Below are 23816 nucleotides of genomic sequence, written 5' to 3'. Positions count from 1 at the left end.
ACAGCGGGTAGAATCGCCGCCTGTTATATCTGGAACCGCACCATGTCCGACGCCCACAACGCCCAGCTCGACTGGGACGAACACGGCCAACCACTGTCGCGCAGCTATGGCGACGTGTACTTCTCCCGCGCCAACGGTCTGGAGGAAACCCGTCACGTCTTCCTCGCCCACAACCAGATCATCGAGCGCTGCCAGGCTCTCCCAGCGGGCGGACGACTGGTCATCGGCGAAACCGGCTTCGGCACCGGGCTCAACTTCCTCTGCGCCTGGCAGGCCTTTGCCGAGCATGCCCCGCGCGACGCGCGGCTGCACTTCGTCAGCGTGGAAAAATTCCCGCTGACCCAGGCAGACTTGCAGCGCGCCCTGGCCCTCTGGCCGGAGCTGAAGCCCTACGCCGAGCAACTGCTGGCGCAGTACCGCGCCATCCATCCCGGCTTCCAGCGCCTGCTGCTCGACGGCGGGCGCGTGGTGCTGACGCTGATGATCGGCGATGTGCTCGAGTGCCTGCCGCAGCTGGATGCCCAGGTCGATGCCTGGTTCCTCGACGGTTTCGCCCCCTCGAAGAACCCGGAGATGTGGACGGACGCGCTGTTCGCCGAACTGGCGCGGCTGTCGGCGCCAGGTGCAACCCTGGCCACCTTCACCAGTGCCGGTTTCGTCCGGCGCGGGCTGATCGCGGCGGGCTTTGCCGTGGTGCGGGTCAAAGGCTTCGGCCACAAGCGCGAGATGCTCGCCGGCCCGTTCCAGGCTGAGCCGGCACAGCGCCCGGCGCCCTGGTTCGTCCGCCCGCAGTTGCCACCCGGCGAACGCCAGGCCGTGGTGATCGGCGCCGGCCTGGCCGGTTGCGCCACGGCTGCCAGCCTGGCCGCACGCGGCTGGCGCGTGACCCTGCTGGAACGTCATGACGATGTTGCGCGCGAGGCATCCGGTAATCCCCAGGGCGTGCTCTACCTGAAACTCTCGGCCCACGGCACGGCGCTGTCGCGGCTGATCGTCGCCGGTTTCGGCCATACCCGCCGCTTGCTGGAGCGCCTGCAGCGTGGCGTCGATTGGGATGCCTGCGGCGTGCTGCAACTGGCCTTCGACGCCAAGGAAGCCGAGCGCCAGGCCAAACTAGCCGCAGCCTTCCCCAACGACCTGCTGCACGCGCTGAGCCAGGATGAGGCCGAGCAACGCGCCGGCATCCGCCTGCCAGCCGGCGGCCTGTTCTATCCGGATGCCGGCTGGGTACACCCACCAGCGCTATGCCGGCAACTGCTGCAACACCCACTGATCGAACTGCGCCCCTATCACGAGGCGCTGCGCCTGGGCCGACAGGACGAACGCTGGCGCGTCGAAGGACAGAACGGCGTGCTGGCCGAAGCCCCGGTGCTGGTATTGGCCTGCGCCGCAGAAATTTCCCGCCTGCTGCCGGAGGCGAACCTGCCACTGAAGCGCATTCGCGGGCAAATCAGCCGCCTGCCGGCCAGCGAGTCCAGCCGCGCACTGAACACCGTGGTCTGCGCCGAAGGTTATGTCGCACCACCACGCGCAGGTGAACACACCCTGGGCGCCAGCTTCGACTTCCATAGCGATGACCTCACGCCCAGCGTCGCCGAACATGCCGGCAACCTCGAACTGCTGCGGGAAATTTCCCTCGATCTGGCCGAGCGCCTGGATGCACAAGCACTCGACCCGAGCACACTGCAAGGCCGCGCGGCATTTCGCTGCACCAGCCCGGACTATCTGCCGCTGGTAGGTCCACTGGCCGAGCAGCAGGCCTTCAACGACGCCTACGCCGTGCTGGCCAAGGACGCCCGCCAAGTGCCGGATACGCCCTGCCCCTGGCTGGATGGCCTGTATATCAACAGCGGCCATGGCTCGCGCGGGCTGATCACCGCGCCGCTGTCGGGCGAGCTGATCGCCGCCTGGCTGGATGACGAACCACTGCCAGTGCCACGCGAAGTGGCCGAAGCCTGCCACCCCAATCGCTTTATGCTGCGCAGGTTGATTCGCGGGAGCTGATCTGCACGGTAGAAGGCCGGTACGCACGGCGCACCCTACCGAATTGGCCGCGCAGGGGCAGCAAAAAAGAGCCACCGCACGTGTAATGCTGTTCACATAAGAAATGGTCGAGCGCGATCAGTCCCCTCGTCCCTCTGGGGAGAGGGAAAACTACCAGTTTTGCAGTGCTGTCAGCCCTCTCCCCCAGCCCCTCTCCCATAAATGGGAGAGGGGAGCCAAACGCATGCAACCTTAAGCGAACAGCATTACCGTCGTACGTGGCACTTTCGTAGGGTGCGCCGTGCGCACCGCAGCCAACCAGCGCTTAAGCTCTGGCCTCGGCAGGCACTGGCTTGGGCTTGCGAAACACCAGCACGTTGCCCAGCATCACCAGGCCCAGGCCGAGCAAGGCCGGGGCCGTCCACTGGTAACCCTCGAGGAACACCGAGATATTCAGCGCCACCACCGGGAACAGCACCGTGCAGTAGGCGGCGCGCTCCGGGCCCATGCGCCCGACCAGGGTCAGGTAGGCGGTAAAACCAATCACCGAACCGGGAATCGCCAGGTACAGCAGCGAGCCGACGTAACGCGTGCTCCAGTCGAAGGTGAATGGCGTGCCGCTGACCAGGCAGATGCCCACCAGCATCAGCGCGCCGTAAAGCATGCCCCAGGCGTTGGTGGTCAGCGGCTTGAGCCCGGCCTTCTGCTGCAGGCTGGAGAGCATGTTGCCGGCCGAGAAGCACAGCGTGCCGCACAGCGCCAGGCCAATGCCCAGCAGGCTTTCACGGCTGGCCTCGTGCCCGGCCAGCTCCGGCCAGAACAGCAGACCCAGACCGGCCAACCCCAAGGCGCCGCCGAGCAGCACGTTGGCGGCGATGCGCTGCCTGAAGAACAGCCGCGCATTGATTGCATTCCATAGAGTGGCGGTGGAGAAGATCACCGCGATCAGACCACTGTGGATCCACTGGCTGGCGGTGTAGAAGCACAGGAAATTGAGGCAGAACAGGCACAGCCCCTGCACCAAACAAACGCCCTGAGCACGGCGATCCAGCGGCTGCAGACGGCCACTGAGCCAGAGCATGACGAACAGCACGGCCGAAGCCAGGGCAAAGCGATAGGCGATGGACGCGGCGACGGCCACCTCGCCCATCTGAAATTTAATGGCGATCCAGGTGGTGCCCCAGATCAGTACGGTGAGCAGGTAAAGCGCAAGGTTCATCGACTCTCTCCCAGGACTGATCACAGTCTGGAACCCGTTCGCCTCTCGCGCTTGCACAAAGTTGCGCATTTATCGCTGCGCCATCACTGCCTGCCATCGCGCCGCAGGCTTTATCATGCGGGCTTTATCCGTCAGGTCATTCTCACCGCATGCTTTCCGCCGTCGCGCGCTACAAACAACTGCTGTCCAGCGCCCTCGCCCGCTACTTCCCCCGCACCACCGCCTACCTGCGCGCCGAGCGCGAAGCGGCGCAGCCGCGCAAGCCCGTACGCAAGCAGAGCAAGAAGAAATCCACCGCCAGCAAGAAAGCCAGCGCTCGCAAGAGCGCCAGCGGCAAGCCTGGCCCCGCCGGCATCTACCCTGCCACCCGGCTGAAGATCGACGATGCTCAGGTACAGGCCATGCGCGAGCGCGTGGCGCAGGCGGTGGGCGCCGGGTTGATCGGTGCGCCGTCGGACGAACAGTGGGCGATGATCCTCTGCCGTGCGCCGCTGGCACGCATCTTCGCCGGCGCCGGCTCGGGCAAGTCGAGCACTCTGGTGCTGCGTGTGGTGTTCCTGCTCTGCCACCTGGAGGTCGACCCCAAGCGACTGACGGTGATTTCCTTCACCAACGCCTCCTGCACCGAGTTGCGTGAGCGCCTGCAGCGCCTGCTCGACTTCTGGCACTACCCGCACGATGCGCGCCAGTGCGTACGCACCTTCCACGCGGCCATGGCCACGCTGGCCAAGGAGAGCCTGGGCAATCCGCGCTGGTTCGAGCAACTGGACGAACCCGGCACAGAGCCGGATAACCCGCTGACTGGCGGGCGCCTGCGCCCCGCACAGCAGCGCCTGCTCAAGCAGGCCTACCAAAATGCCTATGCAGGCGATGCGCGCTTTCGCGCCCTGACCCATCGCCTGCTCAAGCTGCCGGCCCCCGAGGAACCGCCACAGGGTAAAGCCAAGGCGCCACTGGATGCCTGCAAGCTACCCGGTGAATTCGCCGCCCTGCCGCTATTCGAGCTGCTGCACGGGCAGATCGACTTCGCCGAGAGCCTGGGCATTCGCCTCGACCGTCTGGAGGTGAAAACTCTGGACTGCGCAGCCCGCGAGCGCGATTTAATCGAGGCCATGCAGCGTTTCCACCAGCACTTCAGCGCTTTGCTAAAGAGTCAGGGGCTGATCAGCTTCAACGGTGCGTTCGCGCAACTCAGCGAGCGCCTGAGCAGCGACGCCGGCAAACCCGGCCCGGCCCTGCTCGCGCTTAGTCATCTGCTGATCGATGAATTTCAGGACATTTCGCCGCAGATCGTGCTGTGGCTGCAGGCTGTGCATCGCCGCCTGCACGCGGCGGGCGAGCGCATCAGCCTGATGGCCATCGGCGATGACTGGCAGTCGATCTACGGCTGGCGCGGCAGTTCGCCGGAGCTGTTCATCGATTTCGACCGGCACTTCCCCAGCCGCGGACGCGGCAAGAGCACCACCCTGCTGCTGGGCACCAACTACCGCAGCATCGAGCCGGTGATCCGCGATGGGGAAAAGGTGCTGGCAGACGTCAGCAACAAGCAGGCCAAGACCTGCATTGCGGCCAAGGCGATGCAACCGGGCGACCATGGCGTGAAACTGATTCAGCACTTCGAGCTGACCAGCGGCCTGCCGCGTCTGCTGGAGGAAATACGCGCGCAGTGCACTCATGTCGCCAGCCGCACGAACGCCGACCGCACCGCCGTAATGCTGCTCAGCCGACGCAACGAGCCGCTGCAACAGGTGCGAGCGCAGCTCGATAAATCGCTGCCGGTGCGCACTATGACCATCCACCGCGCCAAGGGCCTGCAGGCCGAAGTCGCGATCATCCTCGACGACTGCCTGCCGGCAGAGAAACACCCGCTGCGCAACGCACTCTACGCCCAGTGCGGTTTCTTCGCCGGCAGCTACGACCAGGCCATGCAGGATGAAGCCCGGCGCCTGGCCTACGTGGCCATCACCCGAGGCGTGAGTCGGGTGCTGTGGTACACGCGCAAGGCGCAGGGTGCGACGCAGTGCCTGGCCAGCTAGAACGCCCGGCGAATACTCTGCGCCCAGGAGGCTCACAAAGCAGCCTTGTGTAGGAGCCCCGCCCCGGGGCGAAGCTCTTGGCGTCAGCGCCGCGCAGATTCGCGGCGGGGCGCCGCTCCTACGGGTTCGCGGCATGACGTCGGGCTTCGTCCAGTTGACGCACCAAAAGCAGTCTGGCGTAGGAACCCCGCCTCGAGGCGAAGCTTTTCAGGTCAGCGCCACGCCTAAAACGCTGGAGCTAGGCGATTGATCAGGCTCTCGTTATGACCTGGCACTTTTTACAGGATCGAGTAGGGTGAGGGATTACTCCCTCAGCCCTCTCACACCACCGTACGTGCGGTTCCGCATACGGCGGTTCAACCCATACACTGGAGTCGCTGCACAGTGCTGCGCAGCGAGACCAGCCCCATTTGGGCGAAATACAGTGTTGGCACGGCCTGATTCATGTGTTTAGAGGCAGAGTTCCACCAAGGCCCACGCCCGTTGACGCTCGATTTCCATGCTCGCTCAGGCTTGAGCCCAAGCGAAATGAGTCGGCGTTCACGGGTTTTCGGGGTTTTCCACTGCCGCCAAAGCAGGCAACGCAGTCTTCGACGCAGCCACCAGTCGAGTTCGTCCAGCGCTCGCATGTTCGCGGTCAGCCGGAAGTAGTTAGCCCAACCCCGCAGGACGGGATTCAGCGTCTCGATGGTACGCGGCAAGGATCGTCCTCGCCCTTTGCGCAGCAACTCGCGAACTCGATCCATCAGCCTACGCAGGCTTTGCGGTGCAGCTCGCACCCGTGCCTCGTTGCGGTAGATGGTGATCGCGTAACCCAGAAACTTCCGCTTCCAGGGCCGTGCCACTGCACTTTTCTGCTCGTTGATACGCAGTTTCAGATGACCTTCCAGGAAGGCTCTGATGTTCGCCATCGCCCGTTGCCCTGCGCTTTCACTGCCGACGTAGATGTTGCAGTCGTCAGCGTAGCGGCAGAACTTCAACTGCCTCCTTTCCAGCTCCCGATCCAGATCGGTCAGCAGAATGTTCGACAGTAATGGGGACAGCGGCCCACCCTGAGGCGTGCCTTCGTTGCGAGGTTGGATCACACCATCAGCCATCATCCCCGCTTCCAAGAAGCGCCTAATCAGCTTCAGGACGCGACTGTCCTTCACTCGATAGGCGAGTCGAGCCATCAGCACGTCGTGGTTGACCCGGTCGAAGAATTTCTCCAGATCGATGTCCACCACCCAGTGCTTTGCGTCAGCTACGTACTCTTTCGCCTTGGCCACCGCATTGAGTGCACTTCTCTGTGGACGGAAGCCGTAGCTGCCATCGGAGAACGTGGGCTCGAAGATCGGTTGCAGTACTTGATGAAGTGCCTGCTGGATGAGTCGGTCCACCACCGTGGGAACGCCAAGTGTTCTAACCCCGCCATTCGACTTGGGAATGTCCACTCGACGTACTGCCCGTGGCAAATAACGACCTTCCAGCAGTGTCGTCTTCACGCTTGACCAGTGCACCAACAGCCAGTCCTTCAGTTCCTCGACCGTCAGGCGATCAACGCCCGCTGCGCCTCGGTTCTTCAGGACACGTTTGTACGCTCGTCGCATGTTGCTGGGCTCGACCACCTGCTCCATGAGCCGATAGTCCTCCGATTTCGTTCGCCCAGCCGTCGCCGCAACCCCCTCAGCACCTAGCGGGCTTCTGTCCGGATTCCGTCCGGCACTGGCAGGCAGGCCTCCCGTGCCGGGAGCTTCTGCATCATCGTGGGTTGTCGAGATCGGTTGTCCTACTCTCGGTATTGATCGTTCGGGCCTTCAGTCTTGCGACCTACTATGCCTTCTGCTGACTTCTGCGCGGTCATCCCGGCACCTCACGGTGCCGGTGGCCCTGACGGGCAACCGTGCAGATCTCCCCGGGTATTGCGCACCCACTTTCACGCTTATGCCTGTCGGATCTACGTCATGGCGTTCTGTGCAAGTATTGGGCTTCGTAGATTATGGACTGCTTACCCCGCCATGCCGCCTCGTATCCGCTTCCTGTTCGTCAGGCCAGCGCTTTGCCTCGGGCTTCCTTCAGACTCGCAGTCGCCCGCGAAACCCTTGCCTCTAGCTAGCACTTCCCCTTGCCGGGTGTGCGGGGGACTTTCACCCCTGAGTGAGTGCGCCCTGCCGGGCGCACCAACAAAAAACCCGCCGAAGCGGGTTTCTTCTCAACCATCCAACATCCTGTCGGCAGCCTTCCTGGCATGGTCATCTTCCGTAATCCTCAGCGATCCGTCGCTGCAGGGGATGGGTGTAGATTAGTGATCGGCCCGCACAGGCAACAGTGGCGGTTGCCGTCATCGCCTGTAAGACATTCGCCATAGACGGCTGCTTCAGCGACCGATCATTCGCGCCAATACATCCTCACCGCCCTGGCGGCGATGGACAAAGGCCATGGCGGCATGGCCAATCACCATGAACAGCAACAGCCAGCCCAGGTTGCCATGCAGCAGACCGGCTGGAGCGATCATCCACTCGATCTTGCCGTCAAAACCGGGCATGACGGTCATGCCGAATGCCACGAACTCACGGCCCGAGCCGTACTGACGCAGCAGCGCGACAAAAGGAATCACGAACAGCAGTGCATACAGGGCCAGATGCCCAAGGCGCGCCGGGATGCTGACTGCGGCGGGACGGCGGTTGCGTTTGTAAAACGCCCAAAGCAGACGAATCACCACCAGCACCATCAGCAGCAGTCCTGTTGCCTTGTGCGTGCCCCAGGCGAACTTGTCCAGCGCGCTGTCTTCCAGCAGGACATGGGCCAGAACGGTGACGAACTGCCACCCCAGCACAATGGCCATCCCCCAATGCAGCAGGCGTGTAACCGAGCCATAGCGCTGCGCGCAATCATGCAGATTCGACATCGTGCATCCTCTTCAATGTCATCAACGAACACGGTGTTCAGGCCACCAATCGGTGGCAAAGACCCGTTCCAGACGCAATGGTGCCGTGCAGCAGCACGAGACTGCGCCTGCAGATGTTAGCGGATATGTCAGAAAGGCATCACGCCACGCCCCCGACGACTGCGGGCGTGGCGTGCTGATCAGGCATCGCGCAGCGCTTCGCGCCAGGCGTGATATTGCGGTTCTTGCCAGATGCGCGCATGCAGGCGCGCCATGCCGTCGGGGTCGTTGAGCAGGCGCCAACGGGTCGCCTCGACCTTGCCTTGCGGCCCGGCATTGAGGATTTCCTCGATACGCTCATCACGCAGCGCCTCGGCAGCCGGCACCACCTTGGCGTGGCGCGCCCGGGCCATAGCGCAGACCAGGGCGTTGTAAAGCGGGTCGACCACGGCACGCAAAAAGCCCTGGCGCAGCGCCCGCGAGCTGTTCAGTTGCTCATACTCGGCGGTGTTGCTCAGCTCCACGGGCACCTTGTGCTCTTCGGGAATCAGGAACAGCTTGCTACGCCGTGCCGCCAGCCCCGGTGCCGTGCGGCTGGTCAGCACCGAGACCACCGGCGACAGCACCAGCGACACCACGATGGGCGCCAGCCACCAGAGGAAGTCCGGGTTGAGCCAGGCCACCAGTGCCGTCCAGCTGATCCCGATCAGCACCTGGGTGCCGTGACGACGGAAGGCTTCGCTCCATGGCGTCGAATCATCCACACGCTGCGGCGAGTTCCACTGCACCGACCAACCGAGGAAGGCAGCGGTGACGAACAGGCTGTGGAACAGCATGCGCACCGGCGCCAGCAGCACCGAGCAGGACGCCTCCAGCACCATCGACAACAGCACCCGCGTGCGCCCACCGTAGGCCTCGGCGCCCTTGATCCAGATCAGCAGCACGCTGAGCAGCTTGGGCAGGAACAGCAGGGTCATGGTCGCCGAGAACAGCGCCACCGCCTCTTCTGGTTGCCAGCGTGGCCACAGCGGATAGAGCTGGTTGGGCTGCAGGAAATACTCCGGCACCATCAGCGTATGAATCGCCAGCAAACTGGTCGAAAGCAGCAGAAACAGCAGCCACAAAGGAGCCGACAGGTAAGACATGACGCCGGTGAGGAACACCACGCGGTGTACCGCATGCATGCCGCGCACCAGGAACAGGCGGAAGTTCATCAGGTTGCCGTGGCACCAGCGGCGGTCGCGTTTGAGCTCATCGAGCAGGTTCGGCGGCAACTCTTCATAGCTGCCCGGCAGGTCGTAGGCGATCCACACACCCCAGCCAGCGCGGCGCATCAGCGCGGCTTCGACGAAGTCGTGGGAGAGGATCGCGCCAGCGAAGGAACCGGTGCCCGGCAGCGGCGCCAGGGCGCAGTGCTCGATGAAGGGTTTGACCCGGATGATCGCGTTGTGACCCCAGTAGTGCGACTCACCCAGCTGCCAGAAGTTGAGGCCAGCCGTGAACAGCGGCCCATAGACGCTGGTGGCGAACTGTTGCAGGCGCGCATAGAGGGTATCCATCCCGGATGCCTTGGGCGCGGTCTGGATGATGCCAGCACCCGGGTTGGCCTCCATCAGGCGCACCAGGCGGGTCAGGCATTCGCCGCTCATCACGCTGTCGGCGTCGAGCACCACCATGTAGCGGTAGTTGCTGCCCCAGCGCCGGCAGAAGTCATCGATGTTGCCGCTCTTGCGCTTCACCCGGCGCCGGCGGCGGCGGTAGAAAATATGGCCGAAGCCTTCCACCTCGCGGCATAGCTCCATCCAGGCCTGTTGTTCGGCGACGCAGATGTCCGGGTCGTTGCTGTCACTGAGGATGAAGAAATCGAAATGCTCGAGTTGCCCGGTGGCCTTGAGCGATTCGAAGGTCGCGCGCAGACCGGCAAACACCCGAGGGACATGCTCGTTGGCAATCGGCATGAGCAGCGCAGTGCGCGCCCGGGGTGAAATGGGTTCATCACCGCAGCTGCTGGCCGAGATGCTGTAACGATCACGGCCCTTGAGCAACTGGAAGAAGCCCATCAGCGCGGTCCAGAAGCCCATCGACACCCAGCAGAACAACAGGGCGAACAGCGCCAGAATGCTGGTCTGCACCACATAAGGCAGAATCTGCCGCGCCGACTCGTGCAACGGCTGCTCGAATACCAGGCCCAGATCAACCAGCGACCAACCCTGATAGGGCAGTACCGATTTCATGTACCAGGTGGCGACCACGGTCTGCGCGATCATCAGCACCAACAGTGCCGTGCGGCGCACCGCAGCGACATGCCGCCAGCGCTCCTCGGTAAAGTCCTCGCTCTCGCGCGTGCGGGGTCGTGGTGCCGGCTTTTCGCCTTTCAAGCGACGCCAGCCACGATCGAGGATGTTGATCTGCCAGGGCTCCGGCACCATGCGCGTGCGCTTGATCGGCGGCGTCGAATCGATGGTGGGCCGGCCCTGATGATCCCGGACGATGCGGCAGCCACGCTCAAGTGCATCCGGCCAGCCCAGCGCCAGGCGGGCTGGCACCGACTCGAGCATCTCGCGGGTTTCGTCCTGAGGCTCGGCGGCCGCAAGGTCGTCTTCGTGCAGGGCACGATGCAGGGTGGCAAAATCGCCGCCCTGCTCTTCCAGGCGATGAGCCAGTGCTTGCCGGCGCTCATGATCGAGCGGTAGTTCGCCCAGGTAATCCTGGATCTGAGTAGCGTCTAGGCTGTTATTCATGAGAAGGCAGCTGATAGCTCCAGGTTTCCGACACAGGCTTGCCGTCATCGACCAGCGCGGCACGCATCTCCACCGGCTGCGCCGGGTCCTTGATCTTGACCCGCAGCAACAGACGCCAGCCTTTGCTCACCGGGTTGTAACGCAGGTTCTCTTCCAGCAACTCGGCGTTGTCATCGACACTGACCTGTACCTGCGGTGCCGCATCAGGCGGGCGCTTGGCCAGTTCCTTACCGACAAAATCGATCACCAGCGCGGTGCTGCCATCGGCCTGGCGAATCAGGTTGGCCTGCTTGATATCACCCTCCGACAGACGGGTCTGACTGACCATGGCCAGTTGCGGGTCGTGCAGTTTGGCCTCGTCACGACTGAAGTGCAGACGATAGGCCACGTCCAGCGCCTCACCCGGCGCCGGCAGCTTTTCCGGGCGCCACAGGGCGACGATGTTGTCGTTGGTTTCATCCGGGGTGGGAATTTCCACCAGCTCGACATGGCCGGCACCCCAATCACCGACGGTCTCCACCCAGCCGCTCGGCCGCAGCTCGTAGCGATCATCGAGATCCTGATACTGGCTGAAATCACGACTGCGCTGCATCAGGCCGAAACCACGCGGGTTATCGATACGGTAGCTGCTGACATTCAGGCGCTGCGGGTTGTTCAGCGGACGCCAGATCCACTCGCCGTTGCCGGCATGAATCCCCAGGCCCTCGGAATCATGCAGTTGCGGACGGTAGTTGGGGCGTGGCCAGGGTTGGTTGGCACCGAACAGGTACATGCTGGTCAGCGGCGCGATGCCGAGTTTCTCGACGTTTTCGCGCAGGTAGACCTTCGATTGCACGTCGAGCACGCTGTCGCGGCCCGGTTTTATTTCCATGCGGTAGGCGCCGGTGGCCCGTGGCGAGTCAAGCAATGCGTAGATCACCAGGCTGCGGCGGTCGGGCTGCGGCTTTTCGATCCAGAATTCGGTGAAACGCGGAAATTCCTCACCCGATGGCAGCGCCGTGTCGATGGCCAGACCGCGTGCGGAAAGACCGAACACCTGCCCCTTGCCGACGATGCGGAAGTAGCTGGCGCCGAGCACGCTCATCACTTCGTCGTGCGTACCTTTGGCATTGATCTCGTTGATGACCTTGAAGCCGGCAAAACCGAGATCCTTGAGGTCGTCCGGGTTCAGATTGAGGTCGCCGAAGTCGAACATCGACGGGTCGTACTTGATCTCGCGAGTGCCCTCGGCGGTCACCTCATTGATCTTCACCCGCACATCGAAGTGCATGCCCTGGTGAAAGAAGTACAGCCGAAACGGCGTCTTGCCATCCGCCCAGTGTGCCTTCTCTTCGAGGAAGCGCACCTTTTGATAGCCGGCGAACGGCAGCTCACGCAGCGAAGCGGGCAACTGGCTTTGCGGGGCACTGTAGCCTTCTGCAGCCAAAGCCTTGGCCTTGACCGCCACATCATCCAGATCGAAGGCCCAGCTCTGGGCAGCGAACAACAGCGGGAGCACGCAGAGGGCCAGCTTGCCGGCCTTGCCCATACGGGTTCCAGAACAACGACTCATCGACACACAACCTCCAGGGCAACACGTACTGACGGCCAGCGGCCAGCCCATCAGGCGGTCGCTGCGCGAGTTGAAATCAGGTGAATGATGCAAAGACAACGCGAGCGCGATACAGGTAGTCAGCCGGACGGCGACATCCCCGCATGCGAGGATTCTTTCTGCGCATTATTACCAGATCGTGAAGTCCGGCACAGGTACCCACACAAGTAAATTTTCCGCCACCTTGGACCACGCCCTCATTGGCGTGATAACAGTTCGAAACGCGCCTCCTGCACGCTCTGCGAATCCAGCCCGAGCTGAACACGGAAGGCGCCTGGCTCACTGACATGCTGCAGGTTGGCGTTGTAGAAACGCAGCATGGCTTCGTCGATCTCGAAACTCAGCTCACGCGTTTCGCCTGCCTCAAGCTTGACCCTGCGAAAATCCTTGAGTTCCTTCACCGGACGGATCACCGACGCGGCCTCGTCGTGCAGATACAGCTGCACCACGGTGGCGCCAGCCCGTGGCCCGGCGTTCTTCAGGGTGACGCTGACACGGATCTTCTCGCCCGCATGCATGCGTTCGGCAGACAGTTTCGGTGCCGACAGCTGGAAGTCGCTGTAACTCAAACCGTAGCCAAACGGATACAGCGGGCCGTTGGACTCCTCGAAATACTGCGAGGTGTAGTTGCCCGGCGTGCCGGGTGTATACGGACGGCCCAGGCGCAGATGATTGTAGTAGGTGGGAATCTGCCCGACCGAGCGCGGGAAGGTGATCGGCAGCTTACCCGACGGGTTGTGCTCGCCGAACAGTACATCGGCGATGGCATGGCCACCTTCGATACCGCTGTACCAGGTTTCCAGGATCGCGTCGGCGTTGTCCTTCTCCCAGCTCAATGCCAGCGGCCGGCCGTTCATCAGCACCAGCACCAGCGGTTTGCCGGTGGCTTTGAGCGCACGCAGCAGGGCCTGCTGGCTGTCCGGCAGATCCAGACGAGTACGGCTGGACGACTCATGGGACATGCCGCGCGCTTCCCCCACGGCGACAACGATGACGTCGGCCTGGGAAGCCACACGCACGGCCTCGTCCAGAATCGCCTGCGGCGTGCGCTTGTCCAGCACCACTTCCGGGCGATCCCAGTTGAGCTGGTTGAGGTAATTGATCACATGGGCATCGTCGGTGACGTTGGCGCCCAGGGCATAGAGCAGCTTGCCCTGGCCTTCGAGCGCGGCCTGCATGCCCTGGCGCAACGTTACCGCCTGCTCAGCTACACCGACCGCCGACCAACTGCCGAGCATGTCCACCGGCGAATCGGCCAGCGGCCCGATCAGCGCGACGGTGGTGTTCTTGCTCAGCGGCAGGGTGTCGCCATGGTTTTCCAGCAGCACCAGGGAATCACGCGCCATGGCCCGTGCGTCGGCGCGGTGCAGGCGGCTTTCGGCATTGACGTCGACCGGGTCGTCCTCGGCGCGGCCGATGCGGCGGAACGGATCATGGAACAGCCCCAGGTCGTACTTAGTATTCAGCACATGGGTAACGGCTTCATCCAGCACGCGCTGCGGCACCGCGCCGCTGCGCACCAGCGCCGGCAGCTCCTGATCGTAGAGCGTATCGGCCATGCTCATGCCGACACCTGCGGTAACGGCCAGTTTGGCCGCCTCGCGACCATCGGCGGCCACACCATGGCGCAGCAGTTCGGTGATCGCGCCATGGTCGCTGAGCGCCACGCCCTTGAAGCCCCAGTCGCGGCGCAGCAGACCACGCAGCAGCCAGGTATTGGCCGAGGCCGGCACGCCGTTGATTGCGTTGAGCGCGACCATCACCCCGCCGGCGCCGGCATCGATGGCAGCGCGATAGGGCGGCAGGTAATCCTGGTACATGCGCATCGGGCTCATGTCGACCACGTTGTAGTCGCGCCCGCCCTCCACCGCGCCGTACAGGGCGAAGTGCTTGACGCTGGCCATGATGCGCTGCGGGTCGCTGGGGTCTTTCCCCTGGTAACCCCGCACCATGGCTGCGGCGATGCGCGACACCAGGTAGGGATCTTCACCGAAGCCTTCGGACGTGCGCCCCCAGCGCGGATCGCGGGAAATGTCCACCGTCGGCGCGAAGGTCATGTCCAGACCATCGGCACTGGCCTCGAAAGCCGCGACCCGGGCACTGTTTTCGATGGCGGCAATGTCCCAGCTCGAGGCCAACCCCAGCCCGATGGGAAAGGTGGTGCGATGACCATGGATGATGTCGTAAGCGAAGAACACCGGTATGCCCAGGCGGCTGCGCAAGGCAGCCTCCTGCATCGGACGGTTCTCCGGGCGCACCACCGAATTGAAGGTGGCGCCGATGCGCCCCGCGGCCATCTCTTCGCGAATGCGTTCGCGCGGCATGTCGCCGCCGATACTGATCAGGCGCAGTTGGCCGACCTTTTCCTCAAGAGTCATACGCCCTACCAGGTCGGCGATGAAAGCCGACTTGTCATCCATCGATGGCGCAGCGACCAGCAAGTTGGGGGCGAACAGGGCAGAAACGAGAGCGAACTGGCGCAGGTATTTCATCGGGTGCGGCATCCTGGATACAGGTCATTGTCTGAATGGTCGCCACGATACTCCGAGTCCTTGCACCGCGCCTTGGCTCCATGCAAAAAAACGCTGCCATTCAACGGCGTGCCAGGTATTACGACGCCCGCCTTGCGCAAAATTGCGCTTTTTATGGGGCATCACTGGTTTTGCCTGCCAGCAGGCGTAGCATGGCCACATCAGGGAGAAGGTGATGGCGCAATTCGAACGTCTGCAGGTATTCCAGAGCATGAGTCGCTCGCCCAACGCGTGCCTGCACGCCATGGCCGAGCTAGGTAATGGCATGGCCGTGGCGCGCTGGAGCAATGCCCATGATGCGCGCGACTACCTGGCGCCCAGTCATCACACGCTGTCCTGCTACCTGGCCGGCGGCACCGGCACCTTTCGCCGCGAGCAGCCGGGCAACAAGGGCGCACCGGACAAACTGTGCATCCTGCCGGCCGAACACCAGTCGGCCTGGGTCATCAACGGCGAGATTCAACTCGCCCACCTTTACATCGAGCAGGAACAGTTCGCCCTCGGTGCGGTGGCCCTGCTCGACCGCGAACCACGCAGCCTGCAACTGGCAGAAGCGACCTTTCTCGAGGATGCCGAGCAGTCCGCGCGTTTCCGCCAGCTCTGTACCCTCGACTGGCAGGAGCCGGGCGAACGCCTGCTGGCCAGCAGCCTGGCTCAGCAGTTGCTCGACCATGCCCTGCTCAACCAGGTCGGCCTGCGCCAGGGGCTGAACCTGAAAGGAGGCCTGGCTCCGCTGCAACGCAGACGGGTGCGCGAGTTCATCGAACAGCATCTGGAGACGCCACTGCCGCTGAGCCAACTGGCCGCGCTCTGCGCCCTGTCGCAATACCATTTCGCGCGCATGTTCCAGAGCAGTTTCGGCCTGCCGCCGCATCGCTACGTGCTGGCCCGGCGACTGGCTCGCGCCTGTCAGTTGTTGCGCCAACCCCAGCCTTCGCTGAGCGACGTGGCGCTGGCTTGCGGCTTCGCCAGCGCCAGCCATTTCAGTAACCGCTTTCGCCAGGCGCTGGGTGCCACACCCGGGCAGTACCGCGCGGCATTCCGCTAGCCGTGCTGGCGGGTTGTACCCGCCCTGCTGTCGGCAATCTGCTGGCAACGCCTGCTAATCGCCACGCGGCTATGCGAAAATCTGCGGCTTTGCATTGCTACGGCCCAGTCATGCGCCCATTCATTTCTGCCTCGGGGCTTCGTTGATGCCCCTGGATATCCACCAACTCCGCCAGGAAGACTGGCGCTCGGAATTCGGTGCCGGTGACCTGCGTCGCGGTATCGGCTACGCCGAAGAGAAACGCAGCAAGCTGCTCAGCATCAAGGACAACAGCCTGCTCGCCAACTGCCGTGGCTCCGGTGGGCAGACCTACCAGCAGCGCATTACCCTGCACCCCTATGGGCGCAAATGGAGCGTGACCGGGCACTGCACCTGCCCGGTGGGTTTCAACTGCAAGCATGTGGCCGCCGCCCTGCTCACCCTGGAAGCGCAACAGCGCGCAGGCAGCGACCTGTCGGACATCATCGTGGTCAACAAGGAACTGGCGGAAACGCGCCTGGAAGGTATCGCGCCTACCGCCATCCTCAGCCTGGGCAGCCAGGTGCGCGTGCATTTCGATGCGCGCAAGGGGCGCATGCAGGAGCAGACCCAACACCGCGCGGCGCTGGCCTTCGACTATGCCGGACACAAGGTCTTCGGTAAGCCGGCCAAGGACCTGGTCAAGCGCCTGGATGCAGAGACCAACCTGCGCCTGATCCGCGACGGTGCTGCCGAAGCCACCCTGCGCAAGCGCCTGGAAAGCCTCGGCCTGCAGGTTGCCCTGCGCCAGAGCGAAGCGCTGCCGGCCGATGCCGGCGAGGCGTTCGAGTTGGAGCGCGAGCGCGACTGGCTGGATTTCGTCCAGCAGCAGTTGCCGCAGTTGCGCGCCGAAGGCTGGCAGATCCACATGCGCCCGGACTTCCAGTACAACCTCGCCGAGGTCGACGACTGGTACGCCGAGGTCGAGGAAGACCCGCAACAAAACTGGTTCGACCTGGAGCTGGGCATCGAAGTCGAAGGCCAACGCCTGAGCCTGCTGCCGATCCTGCTCCAGGCCATTCGCCGCACGCCCTGGCTGCTGGCGCCCGAAGCGCTGGCCCAGCGCGCCGACGAAGATCGCCTGCTGGTCAGCCTGCCGCAGGGCGGCAAACGCATCGCCCTGCCCTTCGCCCGATTGAAGCCGCTGCTGGCCACGCTCGGCGAGCTGTACTTCCGCGACCCTGGCGACGACCATCTGCCGCTGCGCCTGGGCCGCGCCGACGCCGCACGCCTGGCTGAGCTGGCACAGGGCCCTGAACTGAGCTGGCAAGGCGGCGATGAGCTGCGCGGTTTCGCCCAGCGCCTGCAGAGTCTGGCCGTGCGCGAGATTGCGCCACCCGAGGGTTTGCAGGCCGAACTGCGCAGCTACCAGTTGCAGGGGCTGAACTGGATGCAGACCCTGGCCGAACTGCGCGTCGGCGGCGTGCTGGCCGACGACATGGGCCTGGGCAAGACCCTGCAGACCCTGGCGCATATCCTCTGCGAGAAACAGGCCGGGCGCCTCGACAAGCCCGCGCTGATCGTCATGCCCACCAGCCTGATCCCCAACTGGCAGGACGAGGCGGCGCGCTTCACCCCGCAGTTGCGTGTGCTGGCCCTGCATGGCAACAAGCGCAAGGCACTGTTCGAGGAGATCGCCGAGCACGACCTGATCCTCACCACCTACGCCCTGCTGCCGCGCGACCTCAAGGCGCTGAACCAGCAGCGCTATCGCCTGCTGATTCTCGACGAAGCGCAGAACATCAAGAACCCGCGCAGCAAGGCGGCCACCGCCGCCGCACAAGTGCAGGCCGACCTGCGCCTATGCCTGACCGGCACCCCGCTGGAAAACCACCTGGGCGAGCTGTGGTCGCTGTTCCACTTCCTCATGCCCGGCTGGCTGGGCGATGCCAAGGCCTTCACCCGTGACTACCGCACGCCCATCGAGAAACGTGGCGACGCCCAGCGCCTCGATCACCTGAATGGGCGCATCCGCCCCTTCCTGTTGCGTCGCACCAAGGAGCAGGTGGCCAGCGAGCTGCCGCCGAAGACCGAGATCACCCACTGGGTCGAGCTGACCCAGCTGCAGCGCGACCGCTACGAAACCCTGCGCCTGGCCATGGACCAGAAGGTGCGCGAGGAAATCACCCGTCAGGGACTGGCGCGCAGCCATATCGTCATCCTTGAAGCCCTGCTGCGCCTGCGTCAGAGCTGCTGCGACCTGCGCCTGCTGGGTGACGACAACGGCGAGCTGAGCGCCAGTGATTCGGGCAAGCTCAGCGCCTTGCTGGACATGCTTCAGGAGCTGGTCGACGAAGGCCGTCGCGTGCTGCTGTTCTCCCAGTTCACCTCGATGCTGGCGCTGATCGAGGCAGAACTACAGGCGCGCAAGATCGCCTACGCCAAGCTCACCGGCAGCACCCAGGACCGCCGCACGCCGGTCGCACGCTTCCAGGCCGGCGAATTTCCGGTGTTCCTGATCAGCCTCAAGGCCGGCGGCAGCGGCCTCAACCTGACCGCCGCCGATACCGTGATCCACTTCGATCCCTGGTGGAACCCGGCCGCCGAAGCCCAGGCCAGCGACCGCGCCTACCGCATCGGCCAGGACAAGCCGGTATTCGTCTACAAACTGATCACCCGTGGCAGCGTCGAAGAGAAGATCCAGCAACTGCAGCAGACCAAGGCCAACCTGGCCAAGGGCGTACTCGACGGCGGCAGCCAGGGCCAGTGGCAACTGGATGAAGCCGACCTGGCAGCGCTGTTCGCGCCGCTGGATTGACAGCGCGACGGCGACTCAATCCGAGGTATCGTCGCGCTCGGCCTCGGCATCCTCACGGTTACGCGCCTTGCTGCGGGGGTGCGGGCCGGCCACGGCCGGAAAGCGCGACGAGGCGTAGCGCACCACCAGAATCGCCAGCGCCAGCAGCAGGATCGCCCCGGAAACCATCACCACGCCCCAGCTCGGCTTATGGGTATGGGAGATGTCGGAAATCAGCAAGCGGGTCAGCGCGGTGATCGCCACGTAGATCATGAAGCGGATCGGCATGTGGTTGGTCTTGAAATAGATGCCCACCATCGCTGCCAATTCCAGGTAGATGAACAGCAGCAGAATGTCATCGACCGTGATGTGGCCCTTCTCCAGCATGCCGATGAAGGTCATCACCCCCGCCCAGGCCGTGATCGCCCCGATGGCGAACAGCGCCAGGTAATGGAAGGCCTCCATCAACAGATTGCCCAGCGACTCCGCCAGGCCATGCATGCCCTCACGCAGACGTTCCGCCCAATTCATCGTTCACTTCTCCCCAAACAAGCATGATGCCCGAGCATCCGACATGGATACCCGCTAACGAGCATGCAGGAAAAACACCCACTTGAGGATGATGCAGGGATGTGACGCAAAGACACAGACGCGGATTGCCGCAGGCCTTTCAGATCCACCAAGCAAGCATCCCGCTCGTCAGCAGCGGCACTGCGACCGGTACAACCCAAAGATGGCGCCAGGCCAGCACGACGACCAGCAGCACTGCAGCGAGCATCAGTTGGCACAGCCACAGCACCGCGCCGATCTCGCTACCCAAGCTTAGGCTGCACACCCACAGGGCAAACGCGAAGCAGATCGCCGCAGCCCAGCGCAGCATGCGTTGGCGCAAAAATCCCGGCTCGCCGCCAAGCAAGGCTTTGTGATGACGCGACATGGCCAGGCACAGGGTCAGCATGCCGAGATAGGCCAAGGCGAAAGCGAGCAGCATCAGCGCACCTCCCCGGCTGGCCCGCGCGATACCTGCGCCGAGCTGACCTGCACGGCCGACGGCACCCCCAGACGCCAAACGCACAAGACGCAGAGCAGGCCCGTCAGCAACAGGAACAGATCGATACCGGCCAACGCCCAGTCACCGCGTTCCAGGCTGGCCAGCAGATGGCCGTGCGGCGCCAGCAGCCCGGACAGTAGCGGCAGGCCCAGAGCCAGCAACGCGCCGAGGGTCAGTTGCTGACGCAGCAGGCGCGAGCTGTGCCGACGCAGCACGGCCCACAGCGCCAGCAGCAACCAACTGGCAACGAACACCCAGGCCTCCCAACTGGCCCGCGCAGGCAGGTTCTCTGGCAGCAGGCGATTGCCCCACAGCAGAGCCAGGCTGGCCAGTGGCAGGCCAACGAATACCGCGCCATTGAGCGCACGCACCACACCGATACCACGCCCGCAACGAGTCGCACGCTTGCTCAACCAGACTCGGCTGCCGGCCTCCAGCATGGCGCAGCCGGCCAGCCCCAAAAGCAGATAGATCGCCCGCACCAGCGCACCGCCGAACTGCGCCATATGCAGGCCAGCCAACCACAGGTAAGCGCTGTAGCCGGCTGGTGCACGCTGCTCATGCAGCAACTCGCCGGTACCCGCATCGAAGGTCAGCGTATCGGCCGGGTTGGCGATGCGCGAGCTATCCGCGCGGTGGATCTCCACCACCGCCGAGGCATCGTCCGGGTGATGCACGCTGATCCACCCCGGCTCGCCGCCCTGCCAGTGCGTGCGCGCCTGCTCGACCAGCGTATCGAGGGAAACCGCTGCAGTCGCCGGACGATGCAGCTCCTCGCGGTGATACCCACCCATCACCTCGCTGAAGAAGTGAGTGAGATCGCTCTTGTAAGCCACCTGAACGCCAGCCGGCATGTAGGAGGCGACGAAGATCGCCACGCCGGTGTAGGCCATCAGCAGATGAAAGGGCAAGCCAGCCACGCCGAACAGGTTGTGCGCGTCCAGCCAGGCGCGCTGGCCGTTGGCTGTCGGACGCAGGGTGAAGAAATCCTTGAAGATGCGCCGGTGGATGATCACCCCCGAGATGAGCGCCACCAGCATGAACATCCCGGCCAGCCCCACCAGATAGCGCCCGAGCATGCCGCCGTGCAGTTCATAGTGCAGCGTGAAGAAGAACTCGCCGCCCAGGGTTTCAGCCAAGGGCTGCAGGATGTGCAGAGCGAAGGTGCGACGCTCGATATGTTCACTGCCGTCGACCTCCCAGGCCAGTAACCAGAACGGAGTACGCTCGCTCGGTGGACGCAACCAGAACGCATGCAATTCATCCGCGACATTGGTCTGCAGCCAGCCACGCAACTGCTCGGCGCTCAGCGTCAACGTGGCCTGCTGCGACAGGTGCAGCGCCGGACGCATCCAGCGCTCCAGCTCCTTGTCGAAGCAGGCCACGGTGCCACTGAACAGAATGACGAACAGCAGCCAACTGGGCAGCAGGCCGCCCCAGGTGTGCAAACCGGCCATGGATTGACGCAGGCTCATGGGCGCGCTCCGAATTCGGCGGGCAGGAAGGCTGCCAGGCACGCCAGGACTGTCAGCCCCACCAGCAGCAGCCAGGCACGCAGAGCGCTGCGCGCGGCGAACGCATAGATCGCTGCAGCACTCCATACGGCAAAGCACAGCAGGCTGGCGAACACCACCCGGTCAGCGCGCGCCAGCGGCAGGTAGACGGAGAAGAACGCGGTAAACCCGTAGGCCAGGGCATAGCCACCGAACAGGGCGGCCAGGATCCGCGAAGCGATGCTCCAGGGGGTCAGGGAAGATTGTTTGCTCACGGTTGGCTCGTTGTTCGCTGATCGGGCTTAGATCGGTACCCGCATGGCGGGCGGCGGCCTGGCGCGCCAGGTCTAGAAGCTATAACCCACGGTACCCACCACGGTGCGGCGGCTACCGATGAAACAGTCGCCACGGGACAGGCAGGTGGTGTAGTAGGTTTCGTCCTCGAGGTTGCTGGCGTTGAGGGTGAAATTCCAGTTCTGGTACTGGTAGCCGAGCATGGCATCGAACAGCGTGGTGGACGGTGTTTTCAACTGGTCGAGACCGTCCCAGCTGGCGCCCACGTAGCGCACCCCGGCACCGGCGCTGAAGCCGGGAATGCCGGCGATGCTGAAACGATGCTGGCTCCACAGCGAGGCCATGTCCTCCGGCACGCTGGCCAGGCGCTTGCCCTCTTCGGCTGGCGCCCCCTTGAGCACTTCGGTGTCGGTCTTGCTGTAGGTGGCAATGAGGTTCCAGTTCGGATTGATCTCCACCAGCGCTTCCAGCTCCAGGCCACGGGCACGGGTTTCGCCATTTTGCAGAGTGTTCAGCGGATCGTTCGGGTCAGGCATGCGCCGGTTCTGTTCACGCAGGTCGTAGACCGCCGCAGTGAACAGGCTGTTGCTGCCCAGCGGCTGATACTTGACACCCAGCTCCCACTGCTTGCCCTCGATCGGCTTGTACGGGTCGAGGGTGCGGCTGTTGAGGCCGATGATCGGCTGGAACGACTCGCTATAGCTGATGTAGGGCGCCACGCCGTTGTCAAACAGGTAGGTCAGACCGACCCGCCCGGTGACGTCATCGTCCTTCTGCCCCATGCGCCCCTGGGTCTTGCTCTCGGCCCAGTCCTTGCGCATGCCAAGCGTCAGCAGCCAGTTCTCGTAGCGGATCTGGTCCTGAGCGTAGAGGCCCTTCTGCACCGCCCGTTGCTCCGGGTCTTCTATCAGGGCGATTGCGGAAGGATCGAAGGAGCCGTACACCGGGTCATACAGATCCAGCGGCGTAGCGGCGCCGCTGGCACGTTTGCGCTCGGTCACGGCGTGCTGGTAGTCGCTGCCAAGCAGAAGAGTATGCTGCAGCGGGCCAGTGTCGAAGCGCGCCTCGCCCTGATGGTCAGCCACCCAGACCTTCACTTCGGGTTTGGAGATGGAAAACACCCGATTGACCGTGCGGTTATCGGCCTGCAGCACCGGCGGCCATCCGTACATCGTCTGGTAGCTGACCTTGCTCTTCTGCCAGCGCAGGTTCTGTCGCAACGTCCAGGTGTCATCCAGACGCCAGGCGAACTGCGAGGTCAGCGCCACCTGCTCACTGTCGTACTCATCGAAGCCCGGCTCGCTGACGAAGGTATTGCTGCCAACCTTGCCGTACGGCGCGCCCAGCACAGTGCCACGGTGTGGAAGGAACTGGCTGGTTGAGCCGCTATCGTCCTTCTGTATGTTGGCCAACAGAGTCCACTCGATATCCTCGCTGGGCTTCCAGGTCAACGAAGGCATCAGCACCAGGCGGTTGTCCTTGACGTGGTCGACCTGGGTCTGACTATCGCGCTGCACCGCTATCACGCGATACAGCAAGGTGCACTCCTCATTCAACGGCCCGGTACTGTCCACTGCCAGTTGCTTACGATCGAAGCTGCCGTACTGCGCCTGCAGCTCGGTGCGTTGCTCAGCCTGCGGACGCTTGCTCACAAGGTTGACCAGACCGCCGACCGGTGTCTGCCCATAGAGCATCGAAGACGGCCCCTTGAGCACCTCGATGCGCTCCAGGGTAAATGGATCGGTACGGATATTGGTGTAGCTGCCAAAAGTCTGCTGCAAGCCGTCGAGGAAGATGCTCGGCGCACTGCCGCGGATCATCGACCAGTCACCGCGGCTGTCCAGCCCATAGGTTTCTCCTCGCATGCCGGCGGTATAACGCAGCGCGTCCTGCACGGTCAGTGAGCCCAGATCGCGGATACGGTCGGCTGTAATCACGCTGACCGACTGCGGTGTCTCCAGCAGTGGCGTATCGGTCTTGGTACCGGTGGCACTTCGGCTCGCCACATAGCCGGCCACCGGACCGTTGGCACGCTCGGCTTGCGGAGTCGCTACAACGCTCTGAGCCTCAAGCTCAATGGCCTCTTCGGCCAGTAGTAGCAGCGGGTTCAACGCCAACCCCAAAGTCGCCAGGCGGACTGAGCGAGTCAGGTAACGATGGACAGCAGAGGTAGGCATTACGGCTCCTTGAATAACATGAGGACAGTGT

At 63.8% G+C, this 23816-nt stretch carries 15 protein-coding genes; 4 read left to right on the top strand and 11 right to left on the bottom strand.

The genetic code is table 11. The features are described 5' to 3' along the window. Positions 1 to 42 precede the first annotated feature (42 nt). A complete protein-coding gene (gene mnmC / locus J7655_RS06610; protein WP_230927088.1) occupies positions 43 to 2004 on the top strand; it encodes a bifunctional tRNA (5-methylaminomethyl-2-thiouridine)(34)-methyltransferase MnmC2/FAD-dependent 5-carboxymethylaminomethyl-2-thiouridine(34) oxidoreductase MnmC1 in 1962 nt (653 codons plus the stop codon). Between the two features lie 304 nt (positions 2005 to 2308). Here mnmC and J7655_RS06605 read toward each other — a convergent pair whose 3' ends face one another. Then, positions 2309 to 3202: a DMT family transporter gene (locus J7655_RS06605; RefSeq protein ID WP_230927087.1), complete on the bottom strand. Its 894-nt coding sequence runs from the start codon at positions 3200 to 3202 to the stop codon at positions 2309 to 2311. Between the two features lie 149 nt (positions 3203 to 3351). On the opposite strand from J7655_RS06605, the gene J7655_RS06600 reads away from it, so the two are divergent. After that, positions 3352 to 5238, top strand: a complete 1887-nt coding sequence (locus J7655_RS06600; RefSeq protein ID WP_230927086.1) for a DEAD/DEAH box helicase — start codon at positions 3352 to 3354, stop codon at positions 5236 to 5238. Between the two features lie 356 nt (positions 5239 to 5594). On the opposite strand, the gene ltrA is transcribed toward J7655_RS06600, so the two are convergent. From ltrA to bglX, 5 genes are all read right to left on the bottom strand, one after another. Next, complete coding sequence (gene ltrA / locus J7655_RS06595; RefSeq protein ID WP_230927085.1) at positions 5595 to 6854, bottom strand: group II intron reverse transcriptase/maturase; 1260 nt, start codon at positions 6852 to 6854, stop codon at positions 5595 to 5597. Positions 6855 to 7594: 740 nt separating this feature from the next. Further along, positions 7595 to 8125: a cytochrome b gene (locus tag J7655_RS06590; RefSeq protein WP_230927084.1), complete on the bottom strand. Its 531-nt coding sequence runs from the start codon at positions 8123 to 8125 to the stop codon at positions 7595 to 7597. A 179-nt stretch (positions 8126 to 8304) separates the two neighbouring features. Next, entirely contained in the window at positions 8305 to 10845 is a 2541-nt protein-coding gene (gene mdoH / locus J7655_RS06585) for a glucans biosynthesis glucosyltransferase MdoH (RefSeq protein WP_230927083.1), read from the bottom strand. Then, the gene (locus J7655_RS06580) at positions 10838 to 12373 is read right to left on the bottom strand and encodes a glucan biosynthesis protein G (RefSeq protein ID WP_230927682.1); all 1536 of its coding nucleotides are present in this window, start codon (positions 12371 to 12373) and stop codon (positions 10838 to 10840) included. The genes mdoH and J7655_RS06580 overlap by 8 nt, the downstream gene beginning before the upstream one ends. Positions 12374 to 12633: 260 nt before the next feature. Then, a complete protein-coding gene (gene bglX, locus J7655_RS06575) occupies positions 12634 to 14928 on the bottom strand; it encodes a beta-glucosidase BglX (protein ID WP_230927082.1) in 2295 nt (764 codons plus the stop codon). A gap of 214 nt (positions 14929 to 15142) precedes the next feature. On the opposite strand from bglX, the gene J7655_RS06570 reads away from it, so the two are divergent. Together J7655_RS06570 and J7655_RS06565 are read left to right on the top strand one after the other, a co-directional pair. After that, positions 15143 to 16015, top strand: a complete 873-nt coding sequence (locus J7655_RS06570; protein WP_230927081.1) for a helix-turn-helix domain-containing protein — start codon at positions 15143 to 15145, stop codon at positions 16013 to 16015. A gap of 145 nt (positions 16016 to 16160) precedes the next feature. Beyond that, complete coding sequence (locus tag J7655_RS06565; protein ID WP_230927080.1) at positions 16161 to 18791, top strand: DEAD/DEAH box helicase; 2631 nt, start codon at positions 16161 to 16163, stop codon at positions 18789 to 18791. Between the two features lie 15 nt (positions 18792 to 18806). Here the strand turns inward: J7655_RS06565 and J7655_RS06560 are convergent, their stop codons facing one another. From J7655_RS06560 to J7655_RS06540, 5 genes are all read right to left on the bottom strand, one after another. Further along, complete coding sequence (locus J7655_RS06560; protein ID WP_024309068.1) at positions 18807 to 19301, bottom strand: phosphate-starvation-inducible protein PsiE; 495 nt, start codon at positions 19299 to 19301, stop codon at positions 18807 to 18809. Positions 19302 to 19440: 139 nt separating this feature from the next. Then, positions 19441 to 19761 carry a DUF3325 domain-containing protein gene (locus tag J7655_RS06555; protein WP_338052712.1) on the bottom strand — a complete coding sequence of 107 codons (321 nt, stop codon included), beginning with the start codon at positions 19759 to 19761 and terminating at the stop codon, positions 19441 to 19443. Beyond that, positions 19761 to 21296, bottom strand: a complete 1536-nt coding sequence (locus J7655_RS06550; protein ID WP_230927079.1) for a PepSY-associated TM helix domain-containing protein — start codon at positions 21294 to 21296, stop codon at positions 19761 to 19763. Before J7655_RS06550 ends, J7655_RS06555 begins: the two co-directional genes overlap by 1 nt. Further along, on the bottom strand, positions 21293 to 21589 hold the full coding sequence (locus tag J7655_RS06545) for a DUF3649 domain-containing protein (RefSeq protein ID WP_230927078.1): 297 nt from the start codon (positions 21587 to 21589) through the stop codon (positions 21293 to 21295). Before J7655_RS06545 ends, J7655_RS06550 begins: the two co-directional genes overlap by 4 nt. A 72-nt stretch (positions 21590 to 21661) precedes the next feature. Then, complete coding sequence (locus tag J7655_RS06540; RefSeq protein WP_230927077.1) at positions 21662 to 23785, bottom strand: TonB-dependent siderophore receptor; 2124 nt, start codon at positions 23783 to 23785, stop codon at positions 21662 to 21664. Positions 23786 to 23816: the final 31 nt, after the last annotated feature.

Source organism: Pseudomonas wenzhouensis (genome assembly GCF_021029445.1).
Classification (GTDB): Bacteria; Pseudomonadota; Gammaproteobacteria; order Pseudomonadales; family Pseudomonadaceae; genus Aquipseudomonas; species Aquipseudomonas wenzhouensis.
This window is presented reverse-complemented; position numbering and strand designations above follow the sequence as displayed.

Excerpts from the sequence above, each read along its gene's own strand:
- mnmC (WP_230927088.1), top strand. The coding sequence starts at position 43 with ATGTCCGACGCCCACAACGCCCAGCTCGACTGGGACGAACACGGCCAA.
- J7655_RS06605 (WP_230927087.1), bottom strand. The coding sequence starts at position 3,202 with ATGAACCTTGCGCTTTACCTGCTCACCGTACTGATCTGGGGCACCACC.
- J7655_RS06600 (WP_230927086.1), top strand. The coding sequence starts at position 3,352 with ATGCTTTCCGCCGTCGCGCGCTACAAACAACTGCTGTCCAGCGCCCTC.
- ltrA (WP_230927085.1), bottom strand. The coding sequence starts at position 6,854 with ATGGAGCAGGTGGTCGAGCCCAGCAACATGCGACGAGCGTACAAACGT.
- J7655_RS06590 (WP_230927084.1), bottom strand. The coding sequence starts at position 8,125 with ATGTCGAATCTGCATGATTGCGCGCAGCGCTATGGCTCGGTTACACGC.
- mdoH (WP_230927083.1), bottom strand. The coding sequence starts at position 10,845 with ATGAATAACAGCCTAGACGCTACTCAGATCCAGGATTACCTGGGCGAA.
- J7655_RS06580 (WP_230927682.1), bottom strand. The coding sequence starts at position 12,373 with ATGGGCAAGGCCGGCAAGCTGGCCCTCTGCGTGCTCCCGCTGTTGTTC.
- bglX (WP_230927082.1), bottom strand. The coding sequence starts at position 14,928 with ATGAAATACCTGCGCCAGTTCGCTCTCGTTTCTGCCCTGTTCGCCCCC.
- J7655_RS06570 (WP_230927081.1), top strand. The coding sequence starts at position 15,143 with ATGGCGCAATTCGAACGTCTGCAGGTATTCCAGAGCATGAGTCGCTCG.
- J7655_RS06565 (WP_230927080.1), top strand. The coding sequence starts at position 16,161 with ATGCCCCTGGATATCCACCAACTCCGCCAGGAAGACTGGCGCTCGGAA.
- J7655_RS06560 (WP_024309068.1), bottom strand. The coding sequence starts at position 19,301 with ATGAATTGGGCGGAACGTCTGCGTGAGGGCATGCATGGCCTGGCGGAG.
- J7655_RS06555 (WP_338052712.1), bottom strand. The coding sequence starts at position 19,761 with ATGCTGCTCGCTTTCGCCTTGGCCTATCTCGGCATGCTGACCCTGTGC.
- J7655_RS06550 (WP_230927079.1), bottom strand. The coding sequence starts at position 21,296 with ATGAGCCTGCGTCAATCCATGGCCGGTTTGCACACCTGGGGCGGCCTG.
- J7655_RS06540 (WP_230927077.1), bottom strand. The coding sequence starts at position 23,785 with ATGCCTACCTCTGCTGTCCATCGTTACCTGACTCGCTCAGTCCGCCTG.